Annotated in this window: 18 protein-coding genes and 2 tRNA genes; 14 read left to right on the top strand and 6 right to left on the bottom strand. The window is 47.1% G+C overall.

All coding sequences use genetic code 11. The features are described 5' to 3' along the window. Positions 1 to 265: 265 nt before the first annotated feature. The 6 genes from OSQ85_RS06055 to OSQ85_RS06030 all read left to right on the top strand — a co-directional run bounded on the left by OSQ85_RS06055 (position 266) and on the right by OSQ85_RS06030 (position 8,811). Entirely contained in the window at positions 266 to 3,637 is a 3,372-nt protein-coding gene (locus OSQ85_RS06055; protein WP_265821948.1) for an SLBB domain-containing protein, read from the top strand. 9 nt (positions 3,638 to 3,646) lie between these two features. Beyond that, positions 3,647 to 5,173, top strand: coding sequence for a capsule assembly Wzi family protein (locus OSQ85_RS06050; protein WP_265821947.1), 1,527 nt, complete (start codon positions 3,647 to 3,649; stop codon positions 5,171 to 5,173). 278 nt (positions 5,174 to 5,451) lie between these two features. Next, on the top strand, positions 5,452 to 6,441 hold the full coding sequence (locus OSQ85_RS06045) for a glycosyltransferase family 4 protein (RefSeq protein ID WP_265821946.1): 990 nt from the start codon (positions 5,452 to 5,454) through the stop codon (positions 6,439 to 6,441). Positions 6,442 to 6,685: 244 nt separating this feature from the next. Continuing rightward, complete coding sequence (locus OSQ85_RS06040; protein WP_265821945.1) at positions 6,686 to 7,423, top strand: nitrilase-related carbon-nitrogen hydrolase; 738 nt, start codon at positions 6,686 to 6,688, stop codon at positions 7,421 to 7,423. Positions 7,424 to 7,427: 4 nt separating this feature from the next. Further along, positions 7,428 to 8,390, top strand: coding sequence for a UDP-glucose 4-epimerase GalE (gene galE / locus OSQ85_RS06035; protein ID WP_265821944.1), 963 nt, complete (start codon positions 7,428 to 7,430; stop codon positions 8,388 to 8,390). Positions 8,391 to 8,400: 10 nt separating this feature from the next. Beyond that, the gene (locus tag OSQ85_RS06030) at positions 8,401 to 8,811 is read left to right on the top strand and encodes a hypothetical protein (RefSeq protein WP_265821943.1); all 411 of its coding nucleotides are present in this window, start codon (positions 8,401 to 8,403) and stop codon (positions 8,809 to 8,811) included. Positions 8,812 to 8,833: 22 nt separating this feature from the next. Here the strand turns inward: OSQ85_RS06030 and OSQ85_RS06025 are convergent, their stop codons facing one another. Further along, a complete protein-coding gene (locus tag OSQ85_RS06025) occupies positions 8,834 to 9,667 on the bottom strand; it encodes a DUF4405 domain-containing protein (protein WP_265821942.1) in 834 nt (277 codons plus the stop codon). 215 nt (positions 9,668 to 9,882) lie between these two features. On the opposite strand from OSQ85_RS06025, the gene OSQ85_RS06020 reads away from it, so the two are divergent. The 7 genes from OSQ85_RS06020 to OSQ85_RS05990 all read left to right on the top strand — a co-directional run bounded on the left by OSQ85_RS06020 (position 9,883) and on the right by OSQ85_RS05990 (position 12,889). After that, the gene (locus tag OSQ85_RS06020) at positions 9,883 to 10,446 is read left to right on the top strand and encodes a response regulator (protein WP_265821941.1); all 564 of its coding nucleotides are present in this window, start codon (positions 9,883 to 9,885) and stop codon (positions 10,444 to 10,446) included. Next, positions 10,447 to 11,133, top strand: coding sequence for an RluA family pseudouridine synthase (locus OSQ85_RS06015; protein ID WP_265821940.1), 687 nt, complete (start codon positions 10,447 to 10,449; stop codon positions 11,131 to 11,133). Positions 11,134 to 11,145: 12 nt separating this feature from the next. Next, positions 11,146 to 11,234: transfer RNA gene (locus OSQ85_RS06010), tRNA-Ser, on the top strand. Between the two features lie 17 nt (positions 11,235 to 11,251). Further along, a tRNA-Ser gene (locus tag OSQ85_RS06005) sits at positions 11,252 to 11,344 on the top strand. 26 nt (positions 11,345 to 11,370) lie between these two features. Continuing rightward, on the top strand, positions 11,371 to 11,601 hold the full coding sequence (locus OSQ85_RS06000; protein WP_265821939.1) for a hypothetical protein: 231 nt from the start codon (positions 11,371 to 11,373) through the stop codon (positions 11,599 to 11,601). A gap of 29 nt (positions 11,602 to 11,630) precedes the next feature. Continuing rightward, on the top strand, positions 11,631 to 12,164 hold the full coding sequence (locus OSQ85_RS05995; protein ID WP_265821938.1) for a hypothetical protein: 534 nt from the start codon (positions 11,631 to 11,633) through the stop codon (positions 12,162 to 12,164). 278 nt (positions 12,165 to 12,442) lie between these two features. After that, the gene (locus OSQ85_RS05990; protein ID WP_265821937.1) at positions 12,443 to 12,889 is read left to right on the top strand and encodes a hypothetical protein; all 447 of its coding nucleotides are present in this window, start codon (positions 12,443 to 12,445) and stop codon (positions 12,887 to 12,889) included. A gap of 143 nt (positions 12,890 to 13,032) precedes the next feature. Here OSQ85_RS05990 and OSQ85_RS05985 read toward each other — a convergent pair whose 3' ends face one another. Further along, positions 13,033 to 13,614 carry a FumA C-terminus/TtdB family hydratase beta subunit gene (locus OSQ85_RS05985; RefSeq protein ID WP_265821936.1) on the bottom strand — a complete coding sequence of 194 codons (582 nt, stop codon included), beginning with the start codon at positions 13,612 to 13,614 and terminating at the stop codon, positions 13,033 to 13,035. After that, a complete protein-coding gene (locus OSQ85_RS05980; RefSeq protein ID WP_265821935.1) occupies positions 13,607 to 14,473 on the bottom strand; it encodes a fumarate hydratase in 867 nt (288 codons plus the stop codon). The genes OSQ85_RS05985 and OSQ85_RS05980 overlap by 8 nt, the downstream gene beginning before the upstream one ends. Before the next feature lie 279 nt (positions 14,474 to 14,752). Between OSQ85_RS05980 and fumC the strand changes: the two genes are divergently transcribed. Beyond that, on the top strand, positions 14,753 to 16,144 hold the full coding sequence (gene fumC, locus OSQ85_RS05975) for a class II fumarate hydratase (protein ID WP_265821934.1): 1,392 nt from the start codon (positions 14,753 to 14,755) through the stop codon (positions 16,142 to 16,144). A gap of 33 nt (positions 16,145 to 16,177) precedes the next feature. On the opposite strand, the gene OSQ85_RS05970 is transcribed toward fumC, so the two are convergent. From OSQ85_RS05970 to OSQ85_RS05960, 3 genes are all read right to left on the bottom strand, one after another. Then, positions 16,178 to 16,537, bottom strand: coding sequence for a response regulator transcription factor (locus OSQ85_RS05970; RefSeq protein ID WP_265821933.1), 360 nt, complete (start codon positions 16,535 to 16,537; stop codon positions 16,178 to 16,180). Between the two features lie 95 nt (positions 16,538 to 16,632). Further along, a complete protein-coding gene (locus OSQ85_RS05965) occupies positions 16,633 to 18,789 on the bottom strand; it encodes a S8 family peptidase (RefSeq protein WP_265821932.1) in 2,157 nt (718 codons plus the stop codon). A 43-nt stretch (positions 18,790 to 18,832) separates the two neighbouring features. Next, positions 18,833 to 19,213, bottom strand: coding sequence for a helix-turn-helix domain-containing protein (locus OSQ85_RS05960; RefSeq protein WP_265821931.1), 381 nt, complete (start codon positions 19,211 to 19,213; stop codon positions 18,833 to 18,835). Positions 19,214 to 19,232 lie beyond the last annotated feature (19 nt).

Raw genomic sequence — 19,232 nt, 5'->3', positions numbered from 1 at the left:
CCTTCGCTTCGCACGGCGCGGCTCCTTCCGTGGAGCCGTGGGAAAATTCCGGTCTGAACATTGCTTTATCTTGAGACTCTTCGCTTCCGCTCAGAGTGACTTTGCTTTTGCATCACTTCATTTGCAGTACGAGAGTTATAATCCTGTTCCCATTCTCATGAATTTAATACATCATTCTTGTCCCACTATTGTTTATCACCATTTTCAGTTGTATTAAGGTAGTTTATGGGCTAAAAATGAGTTATTGCTTATTTTCGGAGGAACCATGACAGCCAGACTTTTAAAATCATTTGTTCTTATTTGCGTGTCTATTGTCTGCTTCACTAATGCTTATGCTTTGGATATGGCGGATGTCAGCCCCGAAACCCTCGAAATTATGCGCAATAACCCCAGCTTGCTGGAGAAATATCAGGAGCAGTTAAACAGCGGCAAAACTCAGACTGATAACAAAAGCAGCAAAACAAACGCTTCCGACAGAAATAACCAGATAAAGAACAGCCAGCTTCCGAAGAACATGGACAACCTGACTGAAGAAGACTACAGGCGTAATCCGCACCTCCGCAATCTTCCGAGATATGACAACGGAACTATCTTCCCTCTGCAGGATAATGCAACATCAATCTTTCCGCCTAAGCCCCCGGTTTCCGATCCTTTTGTCAAAAAACAGCTCAGATACATGAGTGACAATGAGACAAAAACAATAGGTGTGTTCGGTTTTGTTAAGTATCCTAATAAATATAAAGTGGATAAAAACTTTAATATCCTTGATTCAGTGGCGGAAGCCGGCGGCCCCCTTGAACTTGAAAAGCTCCAGAAGATCTCAGTTTACCGCAGAGGCGCTGAGGTTGCCGACTTCACCTATACACCCAAGAACACCTACCGCATGTCACAGTATCAGCTGCTTGATAATGACACGGTAATCCTTGAAGGCAGATACGAAGACCTGACTGATAATAAAACAGAAGAGATTAAACCTCTTGAAAACTTCGGGCATAACATATTCAACAGCACGGAAAACTTCATCCCCGATCAGAATGCTGTAAACTTCTCTGAATATGTTCTGGGGCCGGGCGACAGACTCCAGGTATATATCTGGGGAAGGTTAACTAAAACGCTGAGCCTGCCTGTTAATGCCGACGGCTCTGTCATTTCACAGGAAACAGGAAGAGTACAGGTTTCCGGCAAAAGGTTTGAAGAGGTTCAGTACATAATAAAAGGCATACTCGAAAGCATGGAAGGCGTTTACGCCGAAGTGCTTGTTGAAAATGTCCGCAGCATCAGGGTGCTTGTTCTGGGCGAGGTTGCCCGTCCGGGATATTACACCGTCAGCAGTTTTAATAATATTTCCAGCGCCATAGTTATGGCCGGGGGGCTTACCGACCGTGCCAGCATCAGGAATGTTCAGGTTAAAAACGGCGGAAACACTGTTGGGAATATAGATTTCTACAACCTTATAATACACGGCGACAGTTCGGGCGATTTCCTGCTCCGTCCCGGTGATACGGTCTTCGTGCCGCGCACAGCAATGCGTGTCACCCTTGAGGGCAAGGTGCGCACTCCTGCATTTTTCGACATGAAAAGCGGGGAAAGTCTGTCCGATCTGATTCGCTTTGCAGGCGGAATAGAGGCCAGCGGCTATAAAAAGAATATATTTTTAAGAAGCTTCGCAGATGACGGAAAGGTCGTCACAAAATCATACGTTTACGGAACAGCACTCAAAAATGCAAAACTGAGGGACGGCGACAAGGTTTTTGTTATGGAATCAGACATTCCTGATTCAAACTCGGTTGAGCTTAAAGGGAATGTTTATTTCACCGGGATGTACTCCATTGAAAAAGGGATGAGACTGTCAGACATTCTCAGCAACAGAGATATGCTCAAACGCAATACAGCCCTTGAATACGGATATATAGAGCGCTACACAGGCGAAGGAAAGACAAAGCAGATAATAGGTTTCAACCTCGGCGAGGTGCTTAAAACCCCGCAGAATCACGGAAACAACGTGGAAGTTCAGCCTATGGATGTAATAAACATTCTCACGGCAGAGCAGGTTAAGGCGCAGAATTTTGTCAGTGTCAGCGGTGAGGTAAATGCGGCCGGCAAATACAAAATGCCCGAAATAGCAAATGTTATGGATGCGATAATGAAGGCCGGAGGTTTTGCGGTCGATGCATCAATGGAAAATATTGAGGTTGTCCGTAAAATAGGCGGCAAGTTCTACACAAGGTTTATAGATGCGGAAGCAGCAAGAAAGCTTGAACTCAATGCTGATGACAGTGTGGTTGTTCATTCCAAGTACGCCGATTCGCCCAAAGGCTATATAGAGGTGGACGGCGAGGTCAACAACTCAGGCTCCTACCTCCTGAGCGAAAACCTCACGGTGAACGAACTCATAAAGAAAGCAGGCGGACTGAAAAAAGAAGCATACAGAGACATTGCCCATCTCTTCCGCATTAAAGACGAAAGCTTTAACTATGCGCTCACCAGAATCTCCCTTGCTGATGCCATGAACGGAAATTCTGAGAGCAACCTGATACTTAGAGACGGTGATAAGCTTTTTGTGCACTCTGTTTTTGAGTTTAATCCCAAAAAGACAATCAGCATAAACGGTGCTGTCAACGTGCCCGGAAAATACATATACGCAACAGACATGAACATAAAAGATCTGATAATCTCCTCCGGAAACCTCAAGGACAACGCCTACTATGATTCCGCTGAGATAGTCCGCATGGAAATTGTTGACGGGGTAACCAGATACAGCGTTATTGATGTCAATCTCAATGAAGTGATGAAGGATCGCTACAGCGTTAAGCTGCAGCCGTATGATCAGGTTTATATCAAGGAAGTAGCCGGGTTCAGGGAAAACATGCTTGTTAAAGTTACCGGCGAGGTGCTTTTCCCCGGAGAGTATGCGATTACCAAAGGCGAAAGGCTGTCAAACCTCCTGAGAAGGGCGGGCGGAACAACAGATTACGCTTACCTGAACGGGATGAAGTTCCTGCGCGAATCCACCAGACAGATTGAGGAAGAGAATCTCAGGGAAATGAAAATGAGGCTGGAGAGCATGATTGCAGCCATGTCCTCGCAGGAGATAGCTTCATCTCTCTCTGCTCAGGATATAGCAGCTAACGAGAGCCTCAGTAAGAACCTTGAGAATACCATCAAAAAGCTGGATGAGCTTAAGCCTGAGGGAAGAGTGGTTATTGATGCGGTAAATATTGATGAACTGAAAAAGAGCAACTATGACTTTGAGCTCGAAAACGGCGATGAACTGTTTATACCTGCCAGAAAGTCAACAATCACAGTTGTCGGAGAAGTATTCCGCGCCACCAGCTTCGCTTATGACAAAGATAAAAATAAAGTGGCGGACTATCTCAACCGCTCCGGCGGCATGACAGAGTCTGCTGATAAGAATAATATTTACGTTGTCAGGGCAAACGGCAGCGTGGTCTCAAACCAGTTTGTAAAAAGTAATTTCTGGTGGAAGGACATTCATGACGTAAAACTGAACGCCGGGGATGTTGTGGTTGTTCCGAGAAGGCTGAAATTCCCCAGTTATATGCGTGATATAAAAGATGTGACGCAGATTCTGTACCAGATAGCGACAACGTTCGCCGTCACAAAACTGATGTTTTAGGAAACTGCCATGAAGAGATCCGCTCTGCTCCTTGCCTTTGTGCTTGTTCTGTTTTCATTGCCCGCATTCGGTGCAGGGCGCTACGCAACATCAGACATACCGCTGACAAACAGGTATTTCTACCGCCTTGCGGAAAGAAGCATGGCAGTAAATCCCAGCATACATTACACGGATAACTTTAAGCCTGTCTCAGTGCGGGAGGCCGAGGTTCTTTTCAGCAACAGCAAGGAGATGCGCGATCTTTTCGGAAATGAGGAAGATACGGAGGAATTTGCTCGGAAGGCTGGAAAATACTATGGAACAGACGAATTCGGCAAGAGCGGGTTCAGATTCATACCTGTGAGGGAGATAACCCTCAAAAACAGGTATGTCTCCGATGAGGGAATGCAGGTTACAGGCGATTTCGGCGAGGATACAGGGGACGATGTATTTAACCGTGCCAGCCTCAGCGGCAGTGTGTATCTGACCAACTTTCTCTCAGCTGATTATACTCTGGGAGTTTACAGAAACTCGGATGAAACTGAGGTGGAGATCGAAAGGGCAAAGTTTAAGCTTGCCGGAAAGCATAACGCCTATGTAGGCGCGATAGATAACCTCCAGATAGGTCCCGGCTATTTCGGCCAGCTTATCATGAGCGACAACATCCGCCCGCAGAAATTTGCTATGATAAAAACCGAATTACCCTATAACTGGGGCTTTCTGGGACAGTTCAGGTATTACATATTCAATTTCTGGTTTGACGATGATGACCGCAAAAATAAAGATCCGCAGCTTATCGGGATCAGATTTTCATTAAAACCTGCGGACTGGCTTGAACTGGCAGTCAGCAGGGCAAGCTTTTACGGGGGCAGTGAGATGCCTTCATACGGCCTGTCCGATTACTGGGATATGCTCACAGCGAAGGATGAAAACAGCGGAACAGAGCACGACACAGACCAGTTTCTGGGTGCTGAGATGTCTGTTTACCTGCCGTTATTAAAAAAGACGGGGATACTCAAAGGCGGAAAGCTTTATGTGGAGTACAACTGGAATGATATTGTTGCGCCGTGGCAGACAGAGGATAAGGGCAAAAGCCTCAAACTCCTCGGCGAATCATACATTTACGGACTGTTTCTCACAACAGGGAAGACTGATTTCCGGTTTGAAACAGCAAGAATATCAAGGTCAACCTACCTCCACGTAAACTACATACCGGAAGGCTACAGCGTTGAGGACTATATAATAGGTCACCAGCTTGGTAAAGACAATGAAGGTTATTATTTTGAAATTTATACAGAACTGAACGATAAGGTTCATCCTTATTTTAAGGCATCTTATGTGAAGAAAGGGACAAGGAACAGCGCTGTCAAACAGAAGGAGCAGCAGTACTCCGCAGGGGCTGAGGTCTTCATCGGCAGTGATTATGAACTTAATGCTTTTGTCCGCTATATCAAACAGGATAAGGAAGATATGGATGACAGATTATTTTATTATGATTTTTCAGGCAGTTCCGTTAAAAACTATATTGCGGGATTTGATTTAAAATATATCTTTTAATCGGTAGTTATTAGCTCAGGCAAACTTATATTTGCTGACTTATGTTCAGAAAGCTTGCGGTAAAATTTTTTCTTTTTACAAGTCCGAATGGTAATAATTACTTTCTGTGCTCACTAAATAGTTGTATATAGTGAGTATAGACAACTGGATGCTTGTGACAACAAAGTTGTTTTTTGAAAAGGACATACCGGACATGTCACTTAAAAGCGTAAAAACCTCATGCAGAAAACGGGTTTTGATTAATGCGCACAATTTACGGGTAACGTATGAAATATTTTATGGTCTTTTTAATTTCGCTGGCAGTAAATATGGTTATTATTGTGCTGGCCAGAAAATATCAGTTTATGATGGATTGTGAGAACAGCACTAAGCCGCAGAAGTTCCATTTTGCGGCTACACCCAGAGTAGGCGGAGTGAGCATTATGGCCGCCGCTCTTTTTATGCTTTCAGACCCTTTGGGAAGAATGATTCTGCTTGCTTCGTCACCGATATTTCTCATCGGACTGTTTGAGGATATTTCAGGCGCTGTTTCCCCTAAAATCCGGCTGCTTTTTATGATAATAGGTTCCATCATCGCAGTGATGACTCTTGATGTTCTGATAAGCCAGATAGATTTTCTGAAATTTCCTTATTATATAGCAATGTTATTCACGTTGTTTTCCCTTGTCGGGGTTACAAATTCCATCAATATTATCGACGGGCTTCACGGTCTGGCATCCGGGGCATCTATAGTTGCGCTGTTTGCTCTTTTCACTGTTGCTTATAATGTCGGCGATGTTCAGCTCAGCAGGCTTATTGCCATAATAATTATAGGTGTCTGCGGCTTTTTTGTCTGGGTTTATCCATGGGGCAAAATATTTCTCGGTGACGGCGGCGCGTATTTTCTGGGTTTTATGCTCGCTGTTTTCTCCACCCTGCTTGTTAACAGAAATGAGGAAGTTTCAGTTTGGTTTCCCCTTGCAGTACTCATTTTCCCGATATGGGAAGTCATCTTTTCGATTTTCCGCCGTAAGGTAATAAGAAAAGGGGATGCCTTAAGTGCGGACAGGCTTCATCTGCATTCTCTGCTTTATAAAAGAACAAGATTTTCCAACTCTGTGGCTTCCGGCATACTTCTGCTTATTTATATCGCATACCAGCTTCTCACAGTTCACTTTTATAAGTCATCACCGGTGCTTGTGCTTTTCATTATTGCTTTTATCATAGGCTATCACTTTTCATATATAAAGCTGGTAAGATTCGGATTTTCACTGAAAAGCACAAAGTAGCAATAAGAGAGCGGCTGTATTGTCTGCCCGGCAGAATTAGTGTTTTCCATAATAATGCAGACAGCTTTACCTGCCTTTTATTGAGCAGGTCTGTGAACACTCCGGGAAAAGCTGTTTACTATTAGTCAGGAAAAAGCTAACCTTGTCTGAACTATGTTAACGGACCTGTAATTGGGTGCTGTGCCTGGCTTCTGCTGAAAGACAGCGCAGCAAAATAAAAAGACTGCCGCGGAAGAAGCTTAATATGAAAATCTCCCTCGTCCAGCCTGATATGTGCTGGGAAGATAAACCTGCAACAAAAAAACGGATAGAGGCCCTTCTGAGTGCCGCCGATATTGATGCGGATCTGATGATATTTCCCGAAATGACTCTTACCGGATTTTCCATGGACAGTGCGAAGACAGGCTGTGACGAAGCGGACAGAGACTTTTTTGCCGCCATAGCAAACCGCTTTTCCTGCGCCGTGACATATGGCTCAGTCGAAAACGGCTTTAACTGCCAGCACACTTTGGACAAAAACGGAAACGACATTGCCTGCTACAGAAAAATCCATCTTTTCAGCTTTGCCGGTGAGGATAAGTTTTACTCAAAAGGGGGCGAAACCCTGACTTTTGAGCTTAACGGAGCAAGGATAACACCGTTCATATGCTATGATCTCCGATTTGCTTACCTATTCTGGGATAAGGCTGCGGAAACAGATATATTTCTGGTAAATGCAAGCTGGCCAGCTTCAAGAAGCCTCCACTGGAAAAGCCTTCTGCGCGCCAGAGCCATAGAAAATCAGGCCTTTGTCATAGGTGTGAACAGAACGGGCAGCGATCCGAAAGCGTCATACTCCGGCGATTCTGCCGTTTACAGCCCTCTGGGTGAGGCTGTGCTTGAATGCGGAAGCGCCGAAGGGGTATTCAGCACCGACATTGACTTTGCAGCAGCAGCCGAAACAAGAAGCTTTTTCCCTTTCGGACGTGACAGGCTGAGGTAATCCTATGCAGAATATAATTGTTGCCGGAGGAGCAGGCTACATAGGCTCTCACATGGTGAAGATGCTCAGCAGCGCAGGGTTTAATCCTGTTACCGTGGATAATCTTTCCACCGGACACCGTGATTCGGTTCTGTACGGCGATTTTGAGGAGTGCGATATAGCCGATTCGGTGCGGATGGGCAGAATATTCGAGGAATACAATCCGGCCGCGGTGATCCATTTTGCCGCATTTTCCCTTGTGGGTGAATCTGTAAGCAAGCCTGATAAATATTACCGGAATAACGTATCCGGCACTCTGAGCCTTCTGGATACAATGCGCAGACACGCCTGTGACAGATTTATATTCAGCTCCACAGCGGCAGTTTTCGGAAACCCCGAATACCTGCCCATAGACGAACTGCACCCGAAAACCCCTGTCAACCCATACGGCAGAACCAAGCTGATGACAGAGCAGGCGCTGGGTGACTATGCTGAGGCTTACGGGCTCAGGTATGTGATATTCAGATACTTTAACGCCGCCGGACATGATGAGTCAGGTGATCTTAAGGAACGGCACAGCCCGGAAACCCACCTGTTGCCTCTTGTGGTTCAGGCTGCCAAGGGTGAGAGAAGCCATATAGCTCTTTACGGTGACGACTACGATACGCCGGACGGAACCTGTGTGCGCGACTATATACACGTAAATGACCTCTGCGCAGCCCATCTGGCAGGGATAAAATATCTTGAGAACGGCGGGGAACCGGCGGATTTCAACCTCGGAAACGGTAACGGGTTTTCGGTCAAAGAGATTATAGATAAAGTTAGGCTTGTCAGCGGCACGGATTTTGAAGTAAAAACCGAAGGCAGAAGAGCGGGCGATCCGGCTTCGCTGGTAGCGGACAGCTCCAAGGCCAGACATGTTTTAGGCTGGCAGCCGGAATATACCGATATTGAAGATATAATAAAAACTGTTTGGAAAACGGTTTAACGGGGGATAAATGCAGGGAGCGGATGTTACACAGTTTACACTGGGCTTTTTTATTATTCAGGCTCTTACGGTTTTAATGGCGGCGTGGTTTTTTGTTTTCTTTTTATTGAGAAGCAGAAGGCGCAGAACAGAAACTCTCAGGCTTTTTACGAAACTTATTGCGAACTGCGGGGATGATGCCGGGCTTGATTCTCTGGTGAACGACTACACAGACAAGGCTCTTAAGTATATGGAATCTCTGGTTTCGCCCGGTATTGACGTAAAGTATGAAGAGGAGCTTCTCGCATCCTTAGCGGCGCTTGATGCGTATATCAAATCCAGAGGCTACACTCCTTTCATAAGCCCTTCTCTGGCGGATAAAGGCAAGCTGTATAAGTCAACCCTGCTTATGAAACAGATATACCACGCTAAAGCGGGATAGCCGCCCCGGAGGGCGGCGGCCCTTACATATTTTCTTTCAGATAATCATAAACATCCATAGGCAGCATGCCAGCTTTTTCGGCTATATCTTTTACCTTTTCATCAGCCGAGGCCTCAATACCTTTTACTTTAAGAAGTTCCACAGCCTTTTCCGGGGACATGCCCATCTTGTTTGCCAGAGTGCCAAGCCCCATTCTGCCCAGCCCCGACAGAGGTTCCTCCTGCGCAGGCTGAGGTTCGGTGCTGTTCTGCTCTTTCTTTGTTGTTTTGATTATTCCGTAAATTTTCGCAGGGCTTACCCTGTTTTCCGCTGCAATCTTTTTGAGAGTCGATGAAGGGCTTTCAACTTTTATCCCTTCCTTCTCAAGAAGTATGAGTGACTGCTCCTGATCAAAGCCCATTCTGTTAATCAGGCCGTCAAGGGGGGCAAGCTCCGCGTGACCGAACGGAGGATTTTCTATGGTGTCCTCATAGTGATCCAGATAATTTTCCAGCGCCAGAAAACCTGTGCTGAAAGGCGGCAGGTAGGCAAGTGTGCCCCATATGACAAATGCCGTGAGGACAAGGGAGAACAGAAGCTCCCCGCTGGCTTTTACGGCGCTTCTGCCTTTGATATATGCCCATATGGACTTCCAGTTAAGCCAGATGTGCAGAATCATGGTGATAATAAAGAGACAGGCGGCAGCAAGGTGTATATTAGTGTGCTGCTCCTTTGTGAGACCCAGCACCCGCCAGACTGCCCACTCTGCCAGACGCCCCGGAGGGGTTAGCATAATCACTGTTCCGCTGAATGCCACAATAATGAATGAAAATAAAGCTGTTAATGAAACCGTTTTCCGCAGTACCTTTTTAAACATAAGAACATTCTCCTTAAAGTTTCTGTAGCATATTAAAAGCAAAAACTGTGCACAGAACAGAATCGTTTATCTATTAACAATTTTACATCAGGTTATAAAAAATTAACTGTGAAATGATGTGACAAGTGAGAAAAAGCTGCTCACTGCCTTAAGTTATATTTGTAATTTTAATATCCATAGACTATTTTATGGATAATTCAGAAAAGCGGTGAAGAATGTACGAAGTGAGCGACCTTCTGGAAGAAATGAACGAGCGCAAGCCCCTTGTGCTTATTGTGGATGATGTCCCGAAAAATATTCAGCTTCTCAGCCTGATTCTTTCGCGGAAGAATTACGAAATAGCCTTCGCGGTCAGCGGTGAACAGGCCCTTGAAATGCTTGAGAGCATAAGCCCGGAGCTTATACTCCTTGATATAGTTATGCCCGGTATGGACGGCTTCGAGGTATGCGAGAAGATCAAGGCGAACCCGGTGACAGAAGGGATTCCTATTATTTTTCTTACCGGCCGCGCAGCCGCTGAGGATATAAAAAAGGGCTTCCAGACCGGAGCGGTTGACTATATTTCAAAGCCATTCAACTCCGAGGAGCTCCTCGCCAGAGTGAAAACCCATATAGAACTCAAGCGGAATCAGGATGTTAAGGATGCGCTGATAGCGCTGCTCCAGAAAACTGTGGCGCGCTTCCGTGATATAGCGGACATAGTGCCCGGTGCTCCGGCGGCTTCCGGAACTGATGAGATAGCCTTGATAATCGAAAAGTTTGTCAGAGAAAAAATATAGATGATTGATTTCAGTACGGACATCATAGCTGAAACGGAAAACTGGGTGGCGGTGAGCAAACCCCACGGCCTCCACGTTCTTCCGGACAGATATGACAGTTCGATTCCGACAGTTCACGATATTCTCCATGAGCGTTACGGAAAGCTCTACACTGTCCACAGGATCGATTCCGGCACAGGCGGGATTCTGCTTCTTGCAAAGAATGCAGCCGCCCACCGTTATCTTAACATTCAAATGGAAGAGAGCAGGGTGGATAAAGCGTATTTAGCCATTACCAAAGGAATATTCCCGCATCCTGTCTCACTGATGCTGCCCATCGCTGCCAAAAATCAGAAAGGGCGCTACCGCATCAATTTTAAAAGCGGCCGCAGCGCCAGAACTTCCTTCTTCCCTCTGGGGAATGGCGGCGGAGCCTCGCTTGTCGCTGCGCAGCTTCACACCGGGAGAACCCACCAGATCAGGGTGCATCTCAGGGCGCACGGGCATCCTCTGGCATCTGACTGGCTCTACGGAGACAGGTCTGACGACAGACAGCTGACTCTTTTTGCAAAATATATGAATTTTATTGACATAGACGGCACTCGTGTTATCCTATACGCCGAACTTAGCCGATTTATGACAGATACCTTAAAAAAATTCGGGATCGATAAAGATACCGCTTGCAAAATAAGGGAAGTTGTCTTATAAAGCTTGTTCTTTGGAGGAGTGTCCGAGTCTGGCTTAAGGAGGCGGTCTTGAAAACCGTTGATGGTGTGAGCCATCCGTGGGTTCGAATCCTACCTCCTCCGTTTTGTACGTAAGGAAAGGAGTGGTGGCCGAGTTAGGTCGAAGGCGCTCGCCTGCTAAGCGAGTGTACGGTGTTTATACCGTACCGAGGGTTCAAATCCCTCCCCCTCCGTTACTTTAATAAAGGAGAGAGAAACTATGTTGAAAGCAGTCTATGTACTACTCATTTCGGCTGTTATCTTCGCTTGCTCACAGAAAGCCGAAGAAACAAAAACTGAGGAGCCGGCAGCTCCCGCAGTAACTCAGGAACAGGTTGCAGATAACTACACTGCAGTTGACAACCTTACCGTTGAGGAACCTGCTATGGCAGACAACGCTTCAGAGGGAATGGCTGTAGAAGCACCCGCTGATAACGCTTCTGCTAACTAATTCTTGAATTAGCATAAGAGGGAAAAACTATGTTAAAAGCACTCTATCTGGTACTCGTTTCTTTTGTCATCTTCGCTTGCTCACAGGGTGTTGTTGATGAGAAAAAAGAAACCGGCGCTCCTATGGCGCAGGGACAGCAGTCTGAAAACGGCAGCACAGGCATGCCGGCTGACGCAGATCACGGCATAAAAGTTTCCAAGGATAAGAAAGTATCTATTCCTAAAGAAATTGCTGACAAGTTCAAAAGCGTCATTATCGGCGTAAAGAACGAGAAACAAGGTATAGATGTGCAGACGGAAGTCCTCATCGGTCAGAAATCCGAAATTCAGGGAACTCCCTTTACCATCCTTGTTGAACATTACATGCCCGAATTCGTCATTGACGCGGACGGCACGTACACAACAAGATCCGGCGAAGAGAACAACCCCGCTGTGAAGATTAAGGTTTTTGAAGGCGAGCAGGAAGTTTTCGACGGCATGCTTTACAAAAATTTCCCCGATATGCACGGTTCATTTGCACATCCCGATTATGTGCTGACCCTTATCAAATCCGTAGTAAAGTAAGTTAACATTCATTTGTTAACCCAGAGGGGTGCTAAACCCCTTTTATATATGGAAACCCCCCGTCTCTGCCGAGGCGGGGGTTTTTTTTATCTGTAAATCTGTTCTTTTGAGCTTTTTCTGTGTTTTATCTTGATTATCAGGCATTTATCCGGTTTCTTTTGACATCCGCCCGCCGCCTGCTATAATCAGATACCCGCAAGTCTGCACGCTTACGGGACGATGTTTGAAAACCCGTAAAATCGGCAGAACCCGGAGTAACAGGTGTCAGGAGGTGGACATTGGGTTTGCTGACAAGTATTGGCGGAATGCTCTTGATGATAGTGGTAATGGGTTTTATTTTTGTGTATTTGTACAGCAATGTTCTGCTTATCTGCAAACTTTGCAGGAAGCTTTGCAGCTTTGAGCCGGACAAATACGCAGCTTTCAGAAAGATAACCCTCACAGCAGGCGGAATATACGTGGCCGGAGCCACCGCCGCCCACTATTTCAAAAAGCATTTCGCAGGTGAGGAAGTTTCGGAATACGCAGTGAAAGGGGTGATGTTTTTGACTTTCTGTCTGCTTATTCCGGTCGGGGGATGGATATACGGCAGGGCATTCAGCCGTGATGAGACTTCATCTCCCATCGGTTTCAGCAAGGGACTGACAATTTTTGCGGTTCATTTTGCTTATGTTATTGCAGTGGTTATCCCCATAACCATAGTGACGGTGCGTTTTTCATCATAAGCCGTCAGTTATCATACGGTTATAGGTATAACCAGACAAAGGATTGGCGGGTTCTTTCATTATGAAGAACCCGTTTTTTCCGTAAAAAAAGCCCTGCTCAGGTAAACTTAAGCAGGGCTTTGCAGTATATCTTCCGCTGATTTTTATTTTTCCATGAGTTCTTTGGCTATGCTGCCGGACATTTCCATAATGTCTTTGTGGAGGCTGCCGCCATGGGAGTCCATAGTCACAACGCAGGGGAAGTCCTCAACCTGAATAACCCAGAAGGCCTCAGGTGTTCCGAATTCCTCAAGTTTGTAAACAGTGTCAACGCTGGTAACTTTCTTAGCGATAAGAGAACCCGCGCCGCCCACTGCGTGGAGATAAACAGCGCCTGTTTTTTTGAGGCCGTCTGCTGTTTTGGGGCCCATACCGCCCTTGCCTATTACGGCGCGGACTTTGTATTCCTCTATAACATCAGCCTGATAAGGCTCTTCCCTTGAAGAAGTGGTGGGACCTGCCGCTACGAATGAGTAGCTGCCTTTCTCATCTTTTTTCACAACAGGGCCGCAGTGATAGATAACGGAGCCGAAAAGATGCTCTCTTATGAAATCGGGTCTTTCCTCAACCATGAGTTTGTGTGCGGCGTCTCTTGCTGTAACTATTGTTCCGGTGAGAAGAACCTCATCGCCGACTTTGAGGCTTCTTGCCGTTTCCTCAGAAATAGGAGTTTTCAGCTTAATCATAGCTCACCTCGCTTCCTTTGATAATCATGGTTTTCCTGCGGTAAGCCCAACAGGTGTATGATATTGCAACGTAGTAGGTGGCGGGGTGTCTGTGCTGAAGGCCTATGTTTACTCCGAGAACCGTTGTTTTGCCGCCGAAGCCCATGGGGCCGATTTTCAGCTTATTCAGATCCTCAAGGAGGCCTTCCTCAAGCTTGGCGAGTTCGGGGTTATCGCTCTTTTCGCCGAGTGTGCGGAAAAACTGTTCTTTTGAGAGGGCATAGCTTGTCACCCTGTCGCCGCCGATTCCGACACCGATTATTCCGGGTGCGCAGCCGTAGCCTTGTGCTTTGTGAACTGCGTCGATGATTACTTTGCGAACGCCTTTAAGGTCGCGGCCTGCTTTAAGCGCAGCATCCGGCAGCCTGTACTGAGCGCCCACGTTTTCGGAGCCGCCGCCTTTGAGCATTACTCTCACTCTTACTTCTGGTTTGTCCCACTGGTGAAAGTGCATGTAGGGGGCGTTTATGCCGATGTTGTTGCCTGTGTTTTTGCCTGTGATGGGATCAACCGCATTGGGGCGGAGGTACTGAAGCTTGGTAGCCTCAATTGCTGCCCACTCAAGAGCCTCACGGTATTTCTTTTCGCTTTCGCCAATGGGAAAGTCAACATAACAGATTATCGAACCCGTGTCCTGACAGAGGGGCGTGGATGCTTCCCTTGCCAGTTCGATGTTTTCGACGATAGTGCCGAAAACGTTTTTCGCGGATGTTCCCTCGTCCTCATTTTTGTAGGCCTGCCTGATCGCTTTCTCCACATCCGGTGCAAGGTCAGTGGAGGCTCTGCGGAGCAGTTCCAGCATAGCGTTTTTAAGTTCCATAGCCACCTCATTATTTAGCTATTGAAAAAATTAATAGCATTATTTTGCGCTTATACTCATATGTAACCCAAAAAATGTTATATTTCAAGAACGGCTTTAATCAGGTATTAATTTATATTATAAACATAGTGCTCATAAAGCGCATACAAGCTTTTAAAACAATGCTTTTTATTGTGTTAGAGGAAACTAAGTGTGATAAAATTCATGTATGGCAGATAAGTATTGTTTTATGCGGAAACAGGTATCAGATTTTTTATAATAAAACATCGGAGGAAAACAATGAGCTTCAGAATCGAAAAAGATACAATGGGAGAAATCAAAGTTGCCAATGAAAATTACTGGGCAGCGCAGACTCAGAGAAGCCTTCAGAATTTCCGTATAGGCACGGAAAAGATGCCCGCGGAACTTATAAAGGCTTTCGCTGTTCTGAAAAGATCTCTGGCAGTGGTGAACAACAAGCTGGGCAAGCTGGATGATGAAAAAACAATGGCGATTGTTAAAACCTGCGATGAAATACTGGAAGGAAAGCTCGCAGACCAGTTCCCCCTTGCTGTATGGCAGACAGGCAGCGGAACACAGACGAATATGAATCTTAACGAAGTCATAGCCAGCAGGGCAACGGAGATCCTCGGCGGCGATTTCCGCACTAAAAGGCTGATCCACCCCAATGACCATGTAAACATGTCCCAGAGTTCCAATGATACCTTCCCCACAGCCATGCACATTGCTGCGGTTGCTGAGGTTGAGGATCTGCTTCTTCCTGCTGTCAGACGGCTGACAGAGACTCTGGCGAAGAAGAGGGATGAATTCGCGGGGATTGTGAAAATCGGCCGTACCCACCTTCAGGACGCTACACCTCTCACCCTTGGGCAGGAGTTCAGCGGTTATGTGGCCATGCTTGAAACCAACTACACGCAGATTGAGCGTTCGCTGGAATATGTCCGTGAGCTTGCGATAGGCGGAACAGCGGTGGGAACAGGGATCAATGCTCACCCGAAACTCGGCGTGATGGCATCCGAGGAGATAAGCTCATTCACGGGAAGGCGCTTCGTCTCCGCACCGAACAAGTTTCAGGCGCTCACATCCCACGATGCCCTTGTTTATGCCAGCGGTGCGGCAAAGTCTCTGGCTGCAAACCTCATGAAGATAGCGAATGACATCCGCTGGCTTGCCTCCGGCCCCAGATGCGGAATCGGAGAACTGACAATACCCGAAAACGAGCCGGGAAGCTCAATAATGCCCGGCAAGGTGAACCCCACTCAGTCGGAAGCAGTGACTATGGTTGCGTGCCAGGTATTCGGTAATGATGCTGCCATAGCCTTCGGCGCAAGTCAGGGGAACTTTGAGCTTAATGTATTCAAACCTGTGATAATTTATAACTTCCTCCAGTCTGTGAGGCTGCTTGCGGACAGTATGGACTCCTTCAACGAGCATTGCGCTGTGGGGATAGAGGCTAATAAAGGGGTTATAGACAGCTATCTGAAAAACTCGCTGATGCTTGTGACCGCCCTTAATCCGTACATAGGGTATGAGAACGCGGCTAAGATCGCAAAAACTGCTTATAAGGAGAACTCAACTCTGAAAGAAACAGCTGTTAAGCTTGGTCTTCTGACCGCAGAGGAGTTTGATAAGTACGTTATACCGGAAGAGATGGTTACGCCGAAGGAATAAACACAGCAGGGGGGGGGGCAGACCCCCCTGATTTTATTTTGAACAGTGCTCGATTTTTTCGAAGAGAGTGTCTTTGATAACAGGTTTGACTATGGAATCGCTCACGGTGCAGTCACTGTTGTCGTACTCATAGGCGGATATGACAATAATGGGCACGGACGGAGCAACCTTGCGTATCTCCGAAATCATTTCCCAGCCGTCCATAACGGGCATCTGGAGATCTGTCAGCACCATATCCGGCCTGTGCTCCAGAAACATGGAGAGCCCCTCTTTTCCGTCCTTGGCGGGGTAGATACTCCCCACACGCTTTTGCAGGACACGGGTAACCGCCATCCTTGTGACGGATTCATCTTCGACATAAAGTATGCTCAGGTTTGATAAGTCTTTTACCATCCATCACTCCAAGTGATATGTTTCACAATTGTAATATGGAAATACGAATATATCAACGATATTGCAACAGAGCCCTGTCTTTTATATTAATACTATTATATCCCTAAAAATGAAAAATCGTCAGTGTTCTCTTCCATGATTTTTTTAAACCTGGGGTAATTCTGCTTGCTGCCGCATATGAAAGAGATCACAGCGGCATAAGGAACGGCTGAGGTCTCTTTCCAGAAATCGCGCCTTGATGCTGATATTCTCAGGAACAGTTTGTCAGAAGCACAGGCTGTGTTCAGCTCGGCCTGATAGTCCTTCAGCGGCAGCCAGAGAAAATCAGCCCTGCTTTTCGCCTCCTCCGGAGCGAATTTCATATCCTTGTCAGTTATGAGGCCTGTCCATCTGCCGTTTTTGTAGAAGCCGAGGGATGCCCGCAGGTTCATGCATGTATAATAGCCTGAGAAGCTAATGCTCACCGGAGGCCGGTAGGAAAGGGTGATTCGCACTGTTCCGGTAAGGCGGCCGTTCAGCATCATCTCCGGGGGTACGGGGACAGGTTGGGTCTCAATGTGGCTGCCTTTTTCGTATGTTCCTGTGTGTATTATGGTAATTGTGCCATCGTCAGTTCTCATCATCTCTTCCGGTGTTTCCGGCAGCCCCCAGCCTGTGTATATGCCGTCGCCGAAACCGCCGTATGCCTTGTGTATAATCAGCGCTTTTACCGCATCCACACTGGCCGCCCTGCCCAGAAGCTGATAAAGCTTTGCAGCAATCCCGGCTATGACGGGGGCTGCATGGCTTGTTCCCGTATCTTCCGCAATTTCATTATTCTTCCCTATCGAGAAAACGCCTTTGGGTATGCTGCGTCCGAATTTCAGTTCATGGGTTCCTCCGTAATACACAAGCTCAGGCTTCACGGAGGAGAAGGCTCCCCTGCCCCTGCGTGTGAAGAGGGAAGGGCTGTGAAGCGGCGTGAGGTTGGTGTCCATATGACTTACGGAGCCTATTGTGAGTGCCAGCAGGCTCTCCGCGGGGACGGTGATTAAATCATCCGTCTGCAGTTCATCCGTACTCCATGTGCGCAGAGGGAAGCAGTTGCCGGCAGGCAGCACAAACAGCACATCCTGCTCCCGCTGAATACAGTCCAGCAGATAGGCAAACAGGCTGATGTTCTCTCCTGCCCGTATGTTCGTCCCCAGAGAGAGGTTCCATATTTTTATCTTATTCCTGTATTTGGGGATCACAATGCGCAGTATTTCTGCAAGCCGTGCCAGATCCGGCGGAGTACCCGCCCGTCCCGGCATAACGGTTACATCAAGAAATTCCGTGCCGCCGAAACATTCCCCGCTGGCAAGGGCGCGTCCGGTTACGAAGGTTCCGTGGGCTGTGTCCAGAAACGCAGGCTCCACAAAAAGCTCACGTCCGGTTTCCCACCTGCGCAGAAAGGAATTTTCCGCTACGCCGGAATCTATTATCCCCACAGCCGGATATGCCGTGCCGGCGGATTTTTCCATTACGCAGTCTGCAAACAGATCTTCATGGCGCAGGTAATGCTCTGTTATTTCGACAGTTTCCGGTTCAGAAACCTCGCTTATATAGCTGTGGTTCAGTATGGCGGTGAGTTTGGGTTTGTAGTCGCTGAGGTATGCCTCTATGAAGACCGAATCGGTTACGAAGGGGTGTACCCTCACGGAGGAAGCACCGAGATTATTGAGGAAACAGGCGACTTTTTCCGCTGTGTCATGGAAAGGGAAGCATCGCAGGCGTATAAGCCTGCCGGGAGATTTGTCAAATACCGCCTTCTGAACAAAGCTGCGGGAAAGCTCCAGCTTTTCGTTCGGGTAAAATCCGCCGATGCTTTCAATATGGGTAAGGGACGCCTCAAGGGATTTGCTCCTGCTGAACCGGAGCACAGTGCATATTCTCGAAAGTTCGGAATCATCCGCAACAGGGAAAAGGAAGCCTGACTGCCCGACTGAGCCTATGAGAGAGATTTTTGCTGTTTCCAGAAAACTGTAGCGAAGGGATTTTGCCAGTGAGTTTTCCCGCAGCACAAACTTTTCCACAACAGGCAGACCCCTGTTGTACTCAAAATTTCTGTAAAAACCGAACCCTTCCTCCATCATACGGACAATGGTTCCCCTGCTCAGGGGCGGATGCCCGGATGTTCTCGGCTTAAGAGGAACACCGGAGGCAGGGCGTGTTTTTACAAAGTTTTCAGAAAACTCCATGAATAGTATGGGGTTTTTGAAGATGTTCCCCATTATTCGGACTCCGGCAAAAATGCGGCTTCAAAGCGGCCGGGTTTTATTCTTTTGAACCCTCAAAGACTTCCACCAAAGGTACTATAACTTTTTCTATGTTTTTTATATTGGCGTAGCTCAGGCGGCTTATCCGTTCCAGAAGACTGTCCCAGCCTGCGGGTACAACAGGGCCGCCGGAGGCTGAAAGCTGGCGGACTGCCTGTCTGTTGGAGTTGAGATAGTACTCCAGAGGCGCTTTTTCGTAAAAAAACTTTATATCCAGACCGAAGTGGTCTGCCAGCACCTCAAGCTTCGCGGCATCGATATTGCCGGACTTTTCATAGTGAGATACAGCCTGCTGACGCACTGAGAGTATGTCTCCAATATCGGACTGGGAAATCTTGAAATGTCTTCTGAGGGTTTTTAATCTTTCTGCTAAATCCATAAAAATTAAGATACATGAA

Origin of the sequence: Geovibrio ferrireducens (assembly GCF_026226615.1) — a bacterium.
GTDB lineage: Bacteria > Chrysiogenota > Deferribacteres > Deferribacterales > Geovibrionaceae > Geovibrio > Geovibrio ferrireducens.
The sequence above is the reverse complement of the archived record's forward strand: the minus strand, read 5'-3'. Positions and strand labels throughout refer to the sequence as shown.